The organism is Bacillus sp. FSL R5-0443 (assembly GCF_038608285.1).
Lineage (GTDB): Bacteria > Bacillota > Bacilli > Bacillales > Bacillaceae > Bacillus > Bacillus velezensis.
On record NZ_CP152013.1, the window covers coordinates 188,684 to 203,547 of the forward strand.

A 14,864-nucleotide genomic window follows, 5' to 3' on the forward strand; every position below is an offset into this window, starting at 1 on the left:
TCATAGTTTGGACAAAAGACATGGGTTGTCATTCAATGGCTTCATAAATCGTTTTTATGACGCTGCCGTAGCTTCCGGTCGGAAAAAGATCCCCTTCAAAAACATTCGGGTTTTCACCGGGACTGACGACGGGGGAATGCTTTTTATTGGTTAAAAGTGCGATCCCCAGCTTATAAGCGGGATCAATAATCGTGACGGTGCCGGTCCATCCCGTATGGCCATATGCCTGCCTGCTTGCATAAGGGCCGAACATCCACTCCATATCCGGGCTGCCGTTTTTCCGCCAGCCGAGAGCGAAAGTCGGATCAGAGGATGCCGCCGTTGTGAACAAATCGGCCGTTCTTTTATTGAAGAGAGAAACGTGTTTATAACTGCCTCCGTTCAGCATGACTTGAAGAAGGACGGCCATATCATCAGCTCTGGAAAACAGCCCGGCGTGACCGGACACCCCTCCCATTGAGTAAAATGCTTTTTCATCGTGAACTTCCCCCTGCAGCGTATACGTCCTGATGTGAGGAAAATGGATGACTCCGTCACGTGTGTTGCCTAAACGTTCAGTAGCTGCGAATGCTTTTTCTTTAAAGCCTTTTTGCAGCGGGTTGAACAGTGTGTGCGTCAGTTTCAGCGGTTTGTACAGTTCTTGTTCCGCATAGGCATCAAGGGTTTTTCCGGTTATGTTTTCAATGATGCAGCCGAGAAGCATGTAACCGATATCGCTGTATACGTGTTTTGTTCCCGGTTTGTATTCAAGCGGGATTTGGGTGAGAAAACGGATCGTTTTATCCCGTTCTTGTGAATACAAAGGGCCTGCGGTGTCCGGCTGATAGAAATAAAAGCTTGCCGGCAGACCGGATTGATGCTGGAGCACATCGATGACGCGAATGCGGTCTTTTTCTTGAATCGGATCGCTTTTTCTGTCTTTGAAATCAGGAAGGTAAGCCGAGACTTTTTGATACACATCAAGCTTTCCCTGGCTGACGAGTCGCTGTAATGCAAAATTCGCCGCGTACATTTTTGTATTGGAAGCTAGATCAAACATGGTTGATGTTTTCATTTTTTTCGGACGGGATAAAAGGGTGTTCCCGTCATATTTTTTGCTGTAGCCGTATGCTTTCTTTTTGATCACCCGTCCGTCCTTTACGACGACGAGGACGGCTCCGGGGAATCCTGCTGCGATGTCTTTTTCAATCATTTGATCAACCTTTCTGAGCTTTGCTGCGTCGTATAATTTGGATTGGGCTTCGGCTTTGTGCTGCGGCAGAAAAGAGAGGCTGATGACCATTGTGAGTATGGCGGCTGTCAGTGTTTTCATATTCTGATCCCTCCCGGTTTATTCAAATTCAGCAGCCATGTCATCCTTAAATCCGAACGCATAAGTGAAGACAAAGCCCGCCGCGTAAGAGATGAAGAGACCGATGATATACAAAACGATTTGAGCCGGCTGTACGAGAAACGAGAGCGGAAGGCCGGAGACACCGATTGAAAAAGTAGCCACCTGAAAATGGGCTTGAAAGGCGCCGCCGATTCCCGCCCCTAAACACGCCGTCAAAAACGGCCGGCCGAGAGGGAGCGTGACGCCGAAGATGAGCGGCTCTCCAATTCCGAGCAGACCGGATGGAAGTCCTCCGCCGATCGCTCTTTTCAATGAGGCTTTTTTTGTTTTCATAAAGATGGCGAAGGCCGCCCCTACTTGACCCGCGCCTCCCATCGCGAGAATCGGAAGAAGCGGGTCATCTCCGATTGATCGGATTAATTCCAAATGTACGGGAGTCAAGCCCTGATGCAGGCCGGTGACGACAAGCGGCAGGAAGGCGGCTCCCAGTACAAACCCTGAGAGCACTCCCCCGACATTCAGCAGCGACAATAAACCTGATGTAATCAGATCAGAAATAAAACCGCCTGCAGGGATAAAAACGACATATGTCACCAGCCCGGTGATAAGTAAAGACAATGTAGGCGTGACGATAATGTCGATGGATTGATGGACGTACTTTCTGATAAACCGTTCGGTATAAGCGATAAAAACCGCAGCGAAAAGAACGCCGATTAATCCTCCCCTGCCAGGGAGCAGATTCTCTCCGAACAAACTGATATTGGCGATCTCAGGGTTAAGGATCAATATGCCCGCAAGGCCGCCCATCGCAGGTGTCCCGCCGAATTCCTTCGCCGCATTGATGCCGACAAGGACGCCGAGGTAAGCGAATAAGCCTGAACCGATAACCGTTAAAATAAGTGCGATTTGGGATTCTTTCGGGAGCCAGCCGGCCTGAATGACGGCTTTCGTAATACCGGTGATTAAACCTGATGCAATGAGTGCGGGAATAAGGGGAATGAAGATGCTTGATATTTTTCTCAGAAACAGTGTGATGGGTGTGGTGTTTTTTCTGTTGAGATCGGCTTTTTTCCGTGAGGCGGCTTCTTTTAAATCAATGTTTTTTCCGGATGACATAAGTTTTGCGAAAGCGTCAGCGACATGATTGACGACACCCGTGCCGAGAATGATCTGCAGTGTTTCGGCTTCGACGACGCCTATTACCCCGTCAAGCCGTTTCAGCGCTTCAATATCCGTTTTGTCCTGATCTAAAGGTGTAATCCTCAGGCGTGTCATACAGTGGGTAAAGCCTGAAATATTCGATGAACCGCCGCAATTGTCCAGGATATCTTTGGCCAGTGACTGATAAAATGCCTCTTTGCTCATGGAGATCCTCCTTTGTCCGTACGATTTTTCCCGGGGAGCTGTGCCTGAAACGCGTCCTAAAAGCGCCTGCGCCGATCATGAAAACGGCGCGGGCTCGTAAAAGCACATTATTTTTCACCAAAGAACGATCAGCGTTCTTTTTCCTTTGAAACGTGCTGTTCAATGGCTTTGTCAATGAAGCCGTCTGCTTCTTTGAGCAGTGCCTTCGCGTGTGTTTCGTCTGAATTCGTCTTCAGCATGACGATTGCCGTTTTGACATGGCTGCCTGCGGCCTCAAGCGTTTCTTTTGCCTTGTCGTACGGAACGCCCGTGATGCTTTGGATAATGCCGATTGCGCGTTCTTTCAATTTTTCGTTGCTGACATGAACGTCCACCATTAAATTTTCGTACACTTTGCCGCTTTTGATCATCACGGCCGTGGAAATCATGTTCAGAATCATTTTATGTGCCGTCGCCGCTTTCATTCGTGTTGACCCTGTAATCACTTCGGGGCCGACGACGACTTCAATGCTGTGATCGGCATAAGTGCTGATCAATGAGTGTTTATTGCATGTGAGCGCGACGGTTTTGGCGCCGATTGTTTTTGCGTATTTCAGCGCACCGGCCGCATACGGCGTGCGCCCGCTTGCCGCGATGGCGATTACGGTGTCTTCTGCGGTAAGCCCAATCGTTTTGAGATCGAGAGCGCCGGTTTCCTCGCTGTCTTCTATACCTTCAGCCGCTTGCAAAAAGGCGTCTGCTCCTCCGGCCATCAGACCGATGACGGTGTCGGGACTTACGCTGTATGTAGGCGGGCATTCAACCGCATCCAGTACACCGAGTCTGCCGCTTGTGCCCGCTCCCGCATAAATCAGCCTGCCGTTTCGCCGTAATGATTGATGGGCGAATTGAACGGCAATCTGAATATCGGGCAGCACCTGCTGAACGGCTTCAGCCACTTTGAAATCCTCTTCGTTAATGATGCGGAGAATTTCCATCGTGTCTGCTTGATGGATTGAAGCGGTCTGCGGATTTCTGGTTTCTGTGGTCAATCTGTGAATGTTAAGCCGGTCTGTCATGATTGTACCCTCCCAAGTCGTTAATACTTGAAGTATATGGGCTTCTGAATAGATGTTTCAAGAAAAATCGGCAGGGATGAGATGAATAATCAAGCGCTTTCACAAAAAATGATGCAGAATGTGCTGTTCACCGATGGGGCCGATCCTGCGACGACCTTTATCAATAAAACCGGAAGACCGGTACAGGTTCTTTGCACGATGATTGCGATGGTTTACAGCAAGCACGATTTCATCACACCAAGGAAAGTAATTTGCGACAAAAGCGGGGAGCTGCAGCATCGCTTGTTTGGCATAACCTTTTCCCTGATGCGGCGCATGTAAGGACAGCGCACTCAGCAAAATGGCAGACACATTATTCGAATACGGGGCAATGGTTTCTTTTGAGGTATGTAAAATAAAAAAACCGACGGGGCGGTCTTCTTTTAAAATGACTGTCGGGTAGCGATCCCGGATGACGAGAGCCTGCGGCAGGACATCCTTCGGGAGAGCTGTGAACTTTTTATCTTCTTCACTCAGCACAAACCCGTTCAGTCCGTCTGCATGCTCCGGTTTATAAAAGGACAGGGCTACATCCATGATATCTACTCTCCTTTTTTATAATTGATCCAATTCATCTTCTGATAGAACACGGCAGCCTGCCCGTTTTAAAAGAGCGGAAGTGATGCCGTCTCCGATTATTTTTTTTCCTGAGAAAGTGCCGTCATAGATAAAGCTGCTGCCGCAGGACGGACTGTTTTCTTTAAGGATGACCGTTGCGGCGCCTATTTCTTTTGCGTATGCTAATGTTTTTTCCGCGCCGTCCATATATAAAGCCGTAACGTCTTCGCCTGATGCCGTTACGATTCTTGCTGTTCCGTTCAGCACGTCTTCGCCCGTGCCGCCGATGATTTCCGCCGGTTCGCGGGGAGTGGTGAAGCCGCCCAAAAGTTCGGGGCAGACCATAACAGCTTTCTTTTCTTCTACGAGTCTGCGGATTTTTTCCGAAGCGGCGTGAGAGCCGTTATACCTGCATTCGATACCGCCGAGACAAGAGCTGACTAAGATCATCTGTGTCCATTCCCTTCAATATTTTGATACTTTCATCATAAATGAAATAAGAGAGGAGGGATGAGTTTTTCAGTTAAAAAACGGGTAAAAAAGTTTGAAAATAAAAAAAATAATTTTTCTCTTTACAAATGGGGTACAACCTGTATATAATAACTTTTGTCAGCTCGACGCGGACACAACGGCCCGTTGGTCAAGCGGTTAAGACACCGCCCTTTCACGGCGGTAACACGGGTTCGAATCCCGTACGGGTCATATGGAGGATTAGCTCAGCTGGGAGAGCATCTGCCTTACAAGCAGAGGGTCGGCGGTTCGAGCCCGTCATCCTCCACCATATTTGCCGGCCTAGCTCAATTGGTAGAGCAACTGACTTGTAATCAGTAGGTTGGGGGTTCAAGTCCTCTGGCCGGCACTGTTTTTCAAAAAAATACGGAGGGGTAGCGAAGTGGCTAAACGCGGCGGACTGTAAATCCGCTCCCTCAGGGTTCGGCAGTTCGAATCTGCCCCCCTCCACCATTTTTGGGCTATAGCCAAGCGGTAAGGCAACGGACTTTGACTCCGTCATGCGTTGGTTCGAATCCAGCTAGCCCAGTCTCAGACACCTTTTGCATAAAGGTGTCTTTTTTTTATCAGCATTTTGTTTCGATTTCTGATTGTTCATCAGATATACTATTTTTAAGCTGCTGTTAAGGCAGTATATTCTGTATTTTCCATCTACACCCTGCCTGAAATTTGGTAAAATAAATGTAATAAAAAAATGAAACCTTTTAAAACAATCAACGTATAGATACAGACCGGTGAAGGGCAGAGGTAAGATAAAACATGGAAAACCTGATTAAAAAAAGAATCAAGCAAGTCAAAAAAGGCGATCAAAATGCGTTTGCAGAAATCGTTGACCTTTATAAAGATAAGATTTACCAGCTTTGCTACCGCATGCTCGGCAATGTTCACGAAGCGGAAGATATTGCGCAGGAAGCTTTTATCAGAGCGTATGTCAATATCGACAGTTTCGATATCAACAGAAAGTTTTCAACGTGGCTTTACAGAATTGCGACCAACCTGACCATTGACCGCATCCGCAAGAAAAAGCCTGATTACTATCTGGACGCAGAAGTAGCGGGAGCAGAAGGGCTGACGATGTATTCGCAGATCGCCGCGGACGGGGTTCTCCCTGAAGACGCCGTATTGTCATTGGAGCTGTCGGACACAATTCAGAAAAAGATTTTAAAGCTGCCTGACAAGTACAGAACGGTTATTGTATTAAAGTATATTGACGAACTCTCTTTAATTGAAATCGGGGAGATTCTGAATATCCCTGTCGGCACCGTCAAGACAAGGATACACAGAGGCAGAGAGGCTCTTAGAAAACAATTGAGGGATCTTTAAGTGGGGTGATGAAATGAGCTGTCCTGAACAGATCGTGCAGCTTATGCATAAGCATCTTGATGGAGATATCCTTCCTGAAGATGAAAACGTATTAAAACAACATTTGCAGTCATGCGGGAATTGCAAACGGCATTTTCATGAAATGGAGAAATCCGTAGCACTCGTCCGAAGCACATCGCATGTCACGGCCCCTGCTGATTTTACTGCCAAAGTTATGGCGAATCTTCCAAAAGAGAAAAAACGCGCTTCTGTAAAACGATGGATCAAAACTCATCCGATGATTGCAGCCGCAGCAGTTTTTGTGATTTTAATGGGCGGCGGTTTTTTCAACAGCTGGCATAATGACCACAATTTCAGTGTGTCCAAACAGCCGAACCTTGTCGTGCAGAATCACACGGTCACCGTCCCTGAAGGCGAGACCGTAAAGGGCGATGTTACAGTAAAAAACGGCAAGCTGTTCATTGAAGGAAAAGTCGACGGCAATGTGACCGTCGTCAACGGAGAAAAATACATGGCCTCAGCCGGACAAGTCACCGGGCAGATTGAAGAGATTAACCAATTGTTTGACTGGGTCTGGTACGAACTGAAATCGGCGGGCCAGGGCGTCGTGAGCGCTTTGGACCCGAGTGAAGATGAGTAAAGCGTATAATCGCTTTACTCTTTTTTTGTGCATCGCCGCTCTGGCTCATTTCACTTGAGAAATCAAAATGTGGTATAATGAGCACGCTATATGATGTACATATTGCTCATGCAGCACAATTCATAACAGAAAAACGAAATGACTGAATTCTTGGAGGACGAGGAAATGGCTTTTGAGGACATCCCATTTTTGCAATACCTCGGCAATGCCGTTGATATTCTCCTTGTTTGGTATGTGATATATAAATTAATCATGGTCATACGCGGGACGAAGGCGGTTCAGCTTTTAAAAGGAATCGTCGTCATCGTATTGGTTCGGATGGCCAGTTCATATTTGGGACTCAGCACGCTTCAGTGGCTGATGGACCAAGCGATAACATGGGGATTTTTAGCGATCATCATTATATTCCAGCCTGAGCTGAGACGGGCGCTTGAACAGCTCGGACGGGGCCGGTTCTTTTCCAGGAGCGGAACCCCCGTGGAGGAAGCGCAGCATAAGACAATTGAAGCGATTACAAAATCGATCAGCTACATGGCGAAACGCCGCATCGGCGCACTCATCGCCATTGAGCGCGATACGGGAATGGGCGATTATATTGAGACGGGCATCCCGCTTAATGCGCAGGTCAGCTCGGAGCTTTTGATTAATATCTTCATCCCGAATACACCGCTGCATGATGGAGCGGTCATTATGAAAAATAACGAGATTGCGGCGGCTGCCTGTTATCTGCCGCTTTCTGAAAGCCCGTTTATTTCAAAGGAGCTGGGGACGCGTCACAGAGCGGCTGTCGGCATCAGTGAAGTGACGGACAGCTTAACCATTATTGTATCTGAAGAGACGGGCGCCATCAGTGTGGCCAAAAACGGAGACCTTCATAGAGAATTGACGGAAGAAGCACTGAAAGAAATGCTTGAAGCCGAGTTTAAGAAAAACGCCAGAGATACTTCTTCTAACCGCTGGTACTGGAGGGGCAAGAAAAATGGATAAATTCTTAAACAACCGCTGGGCTGTAAAGATCATTGCATTGCTCTTTGCGCTGCTGCTTTACGTTGCGGTTAACAACAACCAGGCGCCGACTCCGAAAAAGCCGGGGGAATCTTTTTTTCCGACATCAACGACTGACGAGGCTACGCTTACTGATATTCCTGTAAAAGCATACTATGATGAAGCGAACTATGTCGTCACCGGCGTGCCCCAGACCGTAAATGTCACGATTAAAGGCTCGACAAGCGCGGTGAAAAAGGCGAGACAGACGAAGAATTTTGAGATATACGCCGATATGAATAAGCTGAAGACCGGGACTCATAAGGTCGAATTGAAGGCGAAAAACGTATCGGACGGACTGACGATCTCCATTAACCCGTCAGTCACGACGGTTACGATTCAGGAAAAAACGGCTGAGAGTTTTCCCGTGGAAGTTGAATACTACAATAAAAGCAAAATGAAAAAGGGATATACCCCTCAGCAGCCGATTATCAGCCCGAAAAACGTGCAGATTACAGGTTCGAAAAATGTGATTGATAACATTTCACTTGTCAAAGCATCCGTGAACCTAGAAAATGCAAATGAGACCATTGAAAAGGAAGTGAAGGTGACCGTCTATGACAAAGACGGCAACGCACTTCCTGTTGATGTTGAACCGTCAGTCATTAAAGTGACGGTTCCCGTAGCCAGTCCGAGCAAAAAGCTTCCTTTCAAAATCGAAAGGAAGGGTAGTCTTCCGGACGGGGTGAGCGTTGCGAGCATTGACTCGAATCCGAGTGAGGTGACGGTTTACGGCCCGCAGGATGTGCTGGATTCACTTGAATTTATTGACGGCGTATCTCTTGATTTAGGCAAAATTGATAAAGATACCGATATCAATGCCGATATCCCGCTTCCTAAGGGTGTCACCAAGGTATCACCGGAAAAAATCACGCTTCATGTTAAAGTGGACAGTGAAGACAAAAAGGATTTTGACAATGTCGGAATCAAGACGGTCGGACTGGGAGGCTCACAGCAGATTGAGTTTCTCGATCCTGAATCGCAGGCGATAAATATTACGGCCAAAGGCTCTCCCGCCAACATTAAGGCGCTGAAAAAGTCGGACATTGAACTGTATGCCAATGTCTCGGACCTGGATGACGGAGAGCACTCTGTAAAGCTTGAAGTAAACGGCCCGCAAAACGTCACATGGTCCCTGTCAAAAGACACGGTTAAGATCAAGCTGACTTCTAAGAAAAACACAAGTTCAAATAAAAATGACGGCGGCTCCGCTGATTCCGGCAATAAGAACGGCACAAGCGGAGACGCAGACAAAGACAAGAACAAGAACCGGGAAGACGACACTGACAGCGATCAGAATAAAAGTCAAAACCAGGATCAAAATCAAGACCAGGATGAAGACGGATCAAGCGCTGATTCTTCTTCAACAGAATGAAAAAGGAGCGATACAAAATGGGCAAGTATTTTGGAACAGATGGTGTAAGAGGTGTTGCCAACAGCGAGCTTACGCCAGAGCTGGCCTTTAAAGTTGGGCGTTTTGGCGGTTATGTCCTGACCAAAGATAAGCAGCGCCCGAAAGTGCTGATCGGCCGTGATACACGTATCTCCGGACATATGCTGGAGGGAGCCCTTGTCGCCGGACTTTTATCGATCGGAGCTGAAGTGATGCGCCTCGGCGTTATTTCTACGCCGGGGGTATCCTATTTAACGAAAGCCATGGATGCTGAGGCGGGCGTCATGATCTCCGCTTCTCACAACCCCGTACAGGATAACGGAATTAAATTTTTCGGAGGGGACGGCTTTAAGCTTTCTGATGAGCAGGAGGCCGAGATTGAACGTCTCATGGATGAACCGGAAGATAAGCTGCCGAGACCGACAGGCGCGGACCTCGGGCTTGTAAACGATTATTTTGAAGGCGTTCAAAAGTATCTGCAATTTTTAAAGCAGACGGCGGACGAAGATTTCACAGGCATTCATGTAGCGCTTGACTGCGCCCATGGTGCGACATCATCCATTGCGACGCACCTTTTTGCCGATCTCGATGCTGACGTATCTACAATGGGGACGTCTCCGAACGGATTAAACATTAATGATGGCGTCGGGTCTACACACCCGGAAGCGCTGAGTGCTTTCGTCAAAGAAAAAAACGCCGATATCGGCCTTGCGTTTGACGGAGACGGCGACCGCCTCATTGCTGTTGATGAAAAAGGAAACATCGTCGACGGTGATCAGATTATGTACATATGCGCGAAGTATTTGAAATCAGAGGGCCGTCTGAAGGATGATACCGTCGTATCGACTGTGATGAGCAACCTCGGTTTTTACAAAGCGCTTGAAAAAGAAGAAATCAAAAGCGTTCAAACGGCAGTCGGCGACCGCTATGTCGTAGAAGCAATGAAAAAAGACGGCTATAATGTCGGCGGCGAGCAGTCAGGGCACCTTATTTTCCTTGATTACAACACTACCGGCGACGGTCTTTTGTCCGCGATCATGCTTGTGAATACGCTGAAGGCGTCCGGCAAAACCCTTTCAGAACTTGCGGATGAAATGAAAAAATTCCCGCAGCTCTTAGTGAACGTGAAAGTGACGGATAAATATAAGGTAGAAGAAAACGCTAAGGTGAAGGCCGTTATTTCTGAAGTGGAAAAAGAAATGAACGGAGACGGCCGGATTTTAGTGCGCCCGTCAGGCACCGAACCGCTCGTCCGCGTGATGGCTGAAGCGAGAACAAAAGAGCTTTGTGACGAATATGTCACAAAAATCGTGGATGTCGTGCGGACAGAAATGGGAGCGGAGTAGCGAAGTTTATAAGCAGAGAGCGAACAAGACAAGTGCGATCAGCATAATATGATAGTAAACATGATGCCGGGGCGGCAAAAAATAATTGACCGTCCTTGGCACATGCTGTAAAATCAAGCTTGTTCAGCCTTTGTTTTTCACTTGCAGGAAAGGCGGGATTGTTTGCATCTTTTATAATTACAGCGCCCGAACTAAGCGCCCGAAAAACGGCTTAGTTGACGAGGATGGAGGTTATCGAATTTTCGGCGGATGCCTCCCGGCTGATTCATTTAGATCACAGCCGTAAGGATTTCTTCAAACCGGAGGGGCGACTCTCCGAACAAAGAGAAATCACATGATCTTCCAAAAAAACATGTGGGAGGGGACGATTGAAAGTCCCCTTGTAATTTGACTTTCTTCGTCTCCTTTTGCACCTTTAGGAGGAAGAAAATATGTGTGGAATTGTAGGTTACATCGGTCAGCTTGATGCGAAAGAGATTTTGTTAAAAGGATTAGAGAAGCTTGAGTACCGCGGTTATGACTCTGCCGGTATCGCTGTGGCGAATGAGCAGGGCGTGCATGTGTACAAAGAAAAAGGCCGCATCGCCGACCTTCGTGAAGTGGTAGATCACTCGGTTGAATCTCAAGCGGGAATCGGCCATACACGCTGGGCGACTCACGGCGAACCAAGCTTCCTGAACGCTCATCCGCATCAAAGCGCACTCGGCCGCTTTACACTTGTTCACAACGGTGTGATCGAGAACTATGTTCAGCTGAAGCGCGAATATCTTGAAAACGTTGAACTGAAAAGCGACACGGACACTGAAGTAGTCGTTCAAATGATCGAGCAATTTGTGGCGGGAGGACTTAGCACAGAAGAAGCGTTCCGCAAAACACTGACTCTGTTAAAAGGCTCTTACGCAATTGCATTATTTGACGGTGAAAACACAGACACCATTTACGTTGCAAAAAACAAAAGCCCTCTGTTAATCGGCCTTGGAGATACGTTTAACGTCGTGGCATCTGACGCGATGGCTATGCTTCAAGTAACGAATGAATACGTTGAGCTTTTGGACAAAGAAATGGTGATCGTGACAAAAGACGAAGCCGTGATTAAAAACCTTGACGGTGAAGTCATGACACGTGCGTCTTATATCGCTGAGCTTGACGCCAGTGATATCGAAAAAGGCACATACCCTCACTACATGTTAAAAGAAACGGATGAGCAGCCGCTTGTTATGCGCAAAATCATCCAAACGTATCAGGACGAAAACGGCAGACTGGCCGTGGCCGGCGATGTCGCTGACGCCGTGGCGGAAGCGGACCGCATTTATATCGTGGCTTGCGGAACGAGCTACCATGCCGGTCTTGTCGGGAAACAATATATTGAAATGTGGGCAAACGTACCGGTTGAAGTGCATGTAGCGAGTGAATTCTCTTATAACATGCCGCTTCTGTCTAAGAAGCCGCTCTTTATCTTCCTTTCTCAAAGCGGAGAAACAGCGGACAGCCGCGCCGTGCTTGTTCAAGTCAAAGCGCTGGGTCACAAAGCGCTGACAATTACAAACGTTCCGGGATCAACGCTTTCCCGTGAAGCGGATTACACATTGCTTCTGCACGCAGGCCCTGAGATCGCTGTTGCATCAACAAAAGCGTATACGGCTCAGATTGCCGTGCTTGCGATCGTTGCATCCGTTGCAGCAGAACGTAACGGCGTTGATATCGGTTTTGATTTAGTCAAAGAATTAGGTATCGCGGCAAACGCCATGGAAGCCCTCTGCGACCAGAAGGACGAAATGGAAATGATCGCGCGTGAGTACCTGACTGTTTCAAGAAACGCTTTCTTCATCGGCCGCGGCCTCGACTACTTCGTATGTGTCGAAGGCGCCCTGAAGCTGAAAGAGATTTCTTACATCCAGGCGGAAGGCTTCGCCGGCGGCGAGCTGAAGCACGGAACAATCGCTCTGATTGAAGAAGGAACACCGGTCTTTGCGCTGGCGACACAAGAACACGTCAACCTGAGCATCCGCGGAAACGTGAAGGAAGTCGCAGCCCGCGGCGCCAACACTTGCATCATCTCGCTGAAAGGCTTAGAAGACGCAGACGACAGATTCATCCTGCCGGAAGTCAACCCTGCGCTTGCTCCGCTGGTATCTGTTGTGCCATTGCAGCTGATCGCTTACTACGCTGCACTGCACCGCGGCTGTGATGTTGATAAACCGCGCAACCTTGCGAAGAGTGTGACTGTGGAATAAGGATTTGACAAGGAAAGAAAACAGTATGTTGTTTTAAATTCAAAGTTTGTATTGTTCCTGGAAAAAGTTGCACCGTTCTACCCCTTTAGATATACTCATCTAAAGGGGTATTTTCATGTCTAAACAGAAAACTAAGTAGAAAAATTGATTGAAAAAGGTATAGGAGCTAAAAAATACATAAACTGGAGCTAAACATTCAAGTGTTAACTACAATAAGGATGCTCATCGTTTATAATAAATTGAATAAGGAAGATAGTAGGAGCCTTCTATCTGATATAAAACAATAATTATAACATTTAACTGAATATTTAGAAAATAATATTAGCATACAAGATAATCATTAGATTATATTATCAATGAAAGGTTGCAGATGAGTTAGAAATAAACCATCATACAGTTCTTAAAACAAAAGAACACATTGTTATGATAAAGGCTTAGGGAGACGAATAAATATTGGTTAGAAGGTTGTACAAAATCAATATACTGAGAAATATCAGTTAATGTTTTTGAAGTAGTTTTAAACCCATTCGAGATCTAGGTAATATTATCATCTTTACTTAAATCAAGAGAGTTGGAGAATTCGTAAAGGATATTTAAATGAATAATATAGAAGGCTCCTCAAATCTTATAATGCCGAAAATAAAAAGAAATTAATACCCGGGAATTCAGAAAAATACAGGGAAAAAGAGGTTTGATTATTACTATGTCTAATGAAGAGGTTTTATTAAATAAAGTTTTAGATGCGAGTTCTAATACAATTTGGGATGAATTGAAAAAGATAAGAGAGTCTTCAGAAATAGAAAAAAAGACTATTAGGCGTAGATGGATATGGGAACTAATTCAAAATGCATCAGACTGTACACCTAAAGGTAAGAAAATAGATATAAAAATTGATTACTCTAATAATCAAATCATATTTAGTCATAATGGACTGCCATTTTCGTATGAAAATTTATTAGATTTAATCACACAAATCTCATCTAAGCAAAGTTCAGAAGAAAAGAAAACAGGAAAATTTGGAACAGGTTTTATGTCGACTCATTTATTATCAGAGGTTGTACGAATTGAAGGGTCGTTTAGCCAAGAAGATAGTAGGTATACAAAATTTGAGTTCATTGTTGATAGGTCAGGAGATGATTATAGCGATATTAAGAATAAAACAAAAATTATGCTAGAACAATTAGATCTTGTAAGCAGAAATCAAGAGGAATTACAAGAAGAGTATGAGGATACAAAATTCGTTTATTTAATACAGGATGATGACATAAAAGAAGCAGTAGAGGAAGGGATAGAAGATTTAAAAGAGACTATTCCTTATGTATTAACTTTTAATAAGAATATCAACTCTATTACATACAATGGTGATTGTTACAAAAAGGAGAAAGTAGAAACTTCACGTTCAAATAACAAGCTAAAAGCTGTTCAAATTAACGTTTCTGATAGTATTAAAGAGTTGCTAATATTAAATGAAAATAATGTAACTATTGGTTGTGCTATTGAACGTAAAGACAAGAAATTATATTTCTTACCAATTCCTGATGCCATGCCAAGGGTCTTTTGTGAATTTCCTCTATTAGGAACTGAAAAATTTAGTTTTCCTATAGTAGTTAATTCAGGATTATTTGAAGTAGAAAGGGACAGAAATGCTATTAGAGATAGCAATCCAGTAAATAATGAATTAATAAAGGTAGCTGTCTCTTTATACAAGGAATTAATAGATTATTGTTCAGAAAGTAAAAGGACAAGAAATGAATTTAATATTTGCATTTTAAAACCCTCTACTTCATCAAATATTCAGGCTTATAGCTATAAAGAAATTAAAGAGCATATTGAGAAGAGTCCAATTGTTCCTATCCATAATCATTTGGAAGATTTGAAACGATTAGCATTTAAGGATAATAATGGTAACGTAGCAATAGGCATACCAAAAACAAAAAAAGCACACATAAGGACTTACTTTGGGATGTTTTATCTAATTATAACGGAGTATCGATACCAACTAAAGATACTTACTTAGGCTG

12 protein-coding genes and 5 tRNA genes are annotated in these 14,864 nt (G+C 45.5%); 12 read left to right on the forward strand and 5 right to left on the reverse strand.

The genetic code is table 11. The features are described from left to right. Nucleotides 1–28 precede the first annotated feature (28 nt). The 5 genes from pbp4b to NYE28_RS01090 all read right to left on the reverse strand — a co-directional run bounded on the left by pbp4b (nt 29) and on the right by NYE28_RS01090 (nt 4,803). Nucleotides 29–1,312 (reverse strand): penicillin binding protein PBP4B, encoded by a 1,284-nt coding sequence (pbp4b, locus tag NYE28_RS01070; protein WP_043021528.1) that lies wholly within the window; start codon nt 1,310–1,312, stop codon nt 29–31. Between the two features lie 18 nt (nt 1,313–1,330). After that, the gene (locus NYE28_RS01075) at nt 1,331–2,698 is read right to left on the reverse strand and encodes a PTS transporter subunit EIIC (RefSeq protein WP_015239055.1); all 1,368 of its coding nucleotides are present in this window, start codon (nt 2,696–2,698) and stop codon (nt 1,331–1,333) included. A 128-nt stretch (nt 2,699–2,826) separates the two neighbouring features. After that, nucleotides 2,827–3,756 (reverse strand): N-acetylmuramic acid 6-phosphate etherase, encoded by a 930-nt coding sequence (murQ, locus tag NYE28_RS01080; protein WP_015416693.1) that lies wholly within the window; start codon nt 3,754–3,756, stop codon nt 2,827–2,829. 99 nt (nt 3,757–3,855) lie between these two features. Next, complete coding sequence (locus NYE28_RS01085) at nt 3,856–4,332, reverse strand: GNAT family N-acetyltransferase (RefSeq protein WP_015239057.1); 477 nt, start codon at nt 4,330–4,332, stop codon at nt 3,856–3,858. Between the two features lie 18 nt (nt 4,333–4,350). Continuing rightward, nucleotides 4,351–4,803 carry a DUF523 domain-containing protein gene (locus tag NYE28_RS01090; protein WP_007408014.1) on the reverse strand — a complete coding sequence of 151 codons (453 nt, stop codon included), beginning with the start codon at nt 4,801–4,803 and terminating at the stop codon, nt 4,351–4,353. A 180-nt stretch (nt 4,804–4,983) separates the two neighbouring features. Between NYE28_RS01090 and NYE28_RS01095 the strand changes: the two genes are divergently transcribed. The 12 genes from NYE28_RS01095 to NYE28_RS01150 all read left to right on the forward strand — a co-directional run bounded on the left by NYE28_RS01095 (nt 4,984) and on the right by NYE28_RS01150 (nt 14,860). Further along, nucleotides 4,984–5,055, forward strand: a tRNA-Glu gene (locus tag NYE28_RS01095). Nucleotides 5,056–5,058: 3 nt separating this feature from the next. Beyond that, nucleotides 5,059–5,134, forward strand: a tRNA-Val gene (locus NYE28_RS01100). Nucleotides 5,135–5,139: 5 nt separating this feature from the next. Next, nucleotides 5,140–5,212 (forward strand) — tRNA-Thr (locus NYE28_RS01105). 19 nt (nt 5,213–5,231) lie between these two features. Next, nucleotides 5,232–5,316: transfer RNA gene (locus NYE28_RS01110), tRNA-Tyr, on the forward strand. A 4-nt stretch (nt 5,317–5,320) separates the two neighbouring features. After that, nucleotides 5,321–5,392 (forward strand) — tRNA-Gln (locus tag NYE28_RS01115). Nucleotides 5,393–5,622: 230 nt separating this feature from the next. Then, nucleotides 5,623–6,186: an RNA polymerase sigma factor SigW gene (sigW, locus tag NYE28_RS01120; protein ID WP_003156766.1), complete on the forward strand. Its 564-nt coding sequence runs from the start codon at nt 5,623–5,625 to the stop codon at nt 6,184–6,186. A gap of 13 nt (nt 6,187–6,199) precedes the next feature. Continuing rightward, nucleotides 6,200–6,826, forward strand: a complete 627-nt coding sequence (gene rsiW / locus NYE28_RS01125) for an anti-sigma-W factor RsiW (RefSeq protein ID WP_011996220.1) — start codon at nt 6,200–6,202, stop codon at nt 6,824–6,826. Nucleotides 6,827–6,991: 165 nt separating this feature from the next. Continuing rightward, nucleotides 6,992–7,813, forward strand: coding sequence for a diadenylate cyclase CdaA (cdaA, locus tag NYE28_RS01130; RefSeq protein ID WP_003156763.1), 822 nt, complete (start codon nt 6,992–6,994; stop codon nt 7,811–7,813). Continuing rightward, the gene (locus NYE28_RS01135; RefSeq protein WP_015239058.1) at nt 7,806–9,245 is read left to right on the forward strand and encodes a YbbR-like domain-containing protein; all 1,440 of its coding nucleotides are present in this window, start codon (nt 7,806–7,808) and stop codon (nt 9,243–9,245) included. The genes cdaA and NYE28_RS01135 overlap by 8 nt, the downstream gene beginning before the upstream one ends. A 17-nt stretch (nt 9,246–9,262) precedes the next feature. Then, the gene (gene glmM / locus NYE28_RS01140) at nt 9,263–10,609 is read left to right on the forward strand and encodes a phosphoglucosamine mutase (protein WP_007408011.1); all 1,347 of its coding nucleotides are present in this window, start codon (nt 9,263–9,265) and stop codon (nt 10,607–10,609) included. A gap of 431 nt (nt 10,610–11,040) precedes the next feature. Further along, complete coding sequence (gene glmS / locus NYE28_RS01145; protein ID WP_052826991.1) at nt 11,041–12,843, forward strand: glutamine--fructose-6-phosphate transaminase (isomerizing); 1,803 nt, start codon at nt 11,041–11,043, stop codon at nt 12,841–12,843. A gap of 703 nt (nt 12,844–13,546) precedes the next feature. Further along, nucleotides 13,547–14,860, forward strand: a complete 1,314-nt coding sequence (locus NYE28_RS01150) for an ATP-binding protein (RefSeq protein ID WP_342490251.1) — start codon at nt 13,547–13,549, stop codon at nt 14,858–14,860. Nucleotides 14,861–14,864: the final 4 nt, after the last annotated feature.

Coding starts and splice junctions, on each gene's coding strand:
- pbp4b (WP_043021528.1), bottom strand. CDS start 1,312: ATGAAAACACTGACAGCCGCCATACTCACAATGGTCATCAGCCTCTCT.
- NYE28_RS01075 (WP_015239055.1), bottom strand. CDS start 2,698: ATGAGCAAAGAGGCATTTTATCAGTCACTGGCCAAAGATATCCTGGAC.
- murQ (WP_015416693.1), bottom strand. CDS start 3,756: ATGACAGACCGGCTTAACATTCACAGATTGACCACAGAAACCAGAAAT.
- NYE28_RS01085 (WP_015239057.1), bottom strand. CDS start 4,332: ATGGATGTAGCCCTGTCCTTTTATAAACCGGAGCATGCAGACGGACTG.
- NYE28_RS01090 (WP_007408014.1), bottom strand. CDS start 4,803: ATGATCTTAGTCAGCTCTTGTCTCGGCGGTATCGAATGCAGGTATAAC.
- sigW (WP_003156766.1), top strand. CDS start 5,623: ATGGAAAACCTGATTAAAAAAAGAATCAAGCAAGTCAAAAAAGGCGAT.
- rsiW (WP_011996220.1), top strand. CDS start 6,200: ATGAGCTGTCCTGAACAGATCGTGCAGCTTATGCATAAGCATCTTGAT.
- cdaA (WP_003156763.1), top strand. CDS start 6,992: ATGGCTTTTGAGGACATCCCATTTTTGCAATACCTCGGCAATGCCGTT.
- NYE28_RS01135 (WP_015239058.1), top strand. CDS start 7,806: ATGGATAAATTCTTAAACAACCGCTGGGCTGTAAAGATCATTGCATTG.
- glmM (WP_007408011.1), top strand. CDS start 9,263: ATGGGCAAGTATTTTGGAACAGATGGTGTAAGAGGTGTTGCCAACAGC.
- glmS (WP_052826991.1), top strand. CDS start 11,041: ATGTGTGGAATTGTAGGTTACATCGGTCAGCTTGATGCGAAAGAGATT.
- NYE28_RS01150 (WP_342490251.1), top strand. CDS start 13,547: ATGTCTAATGAAGAGGTTTTATTAAATAAAGTTTTAGATGCGAGTTCT.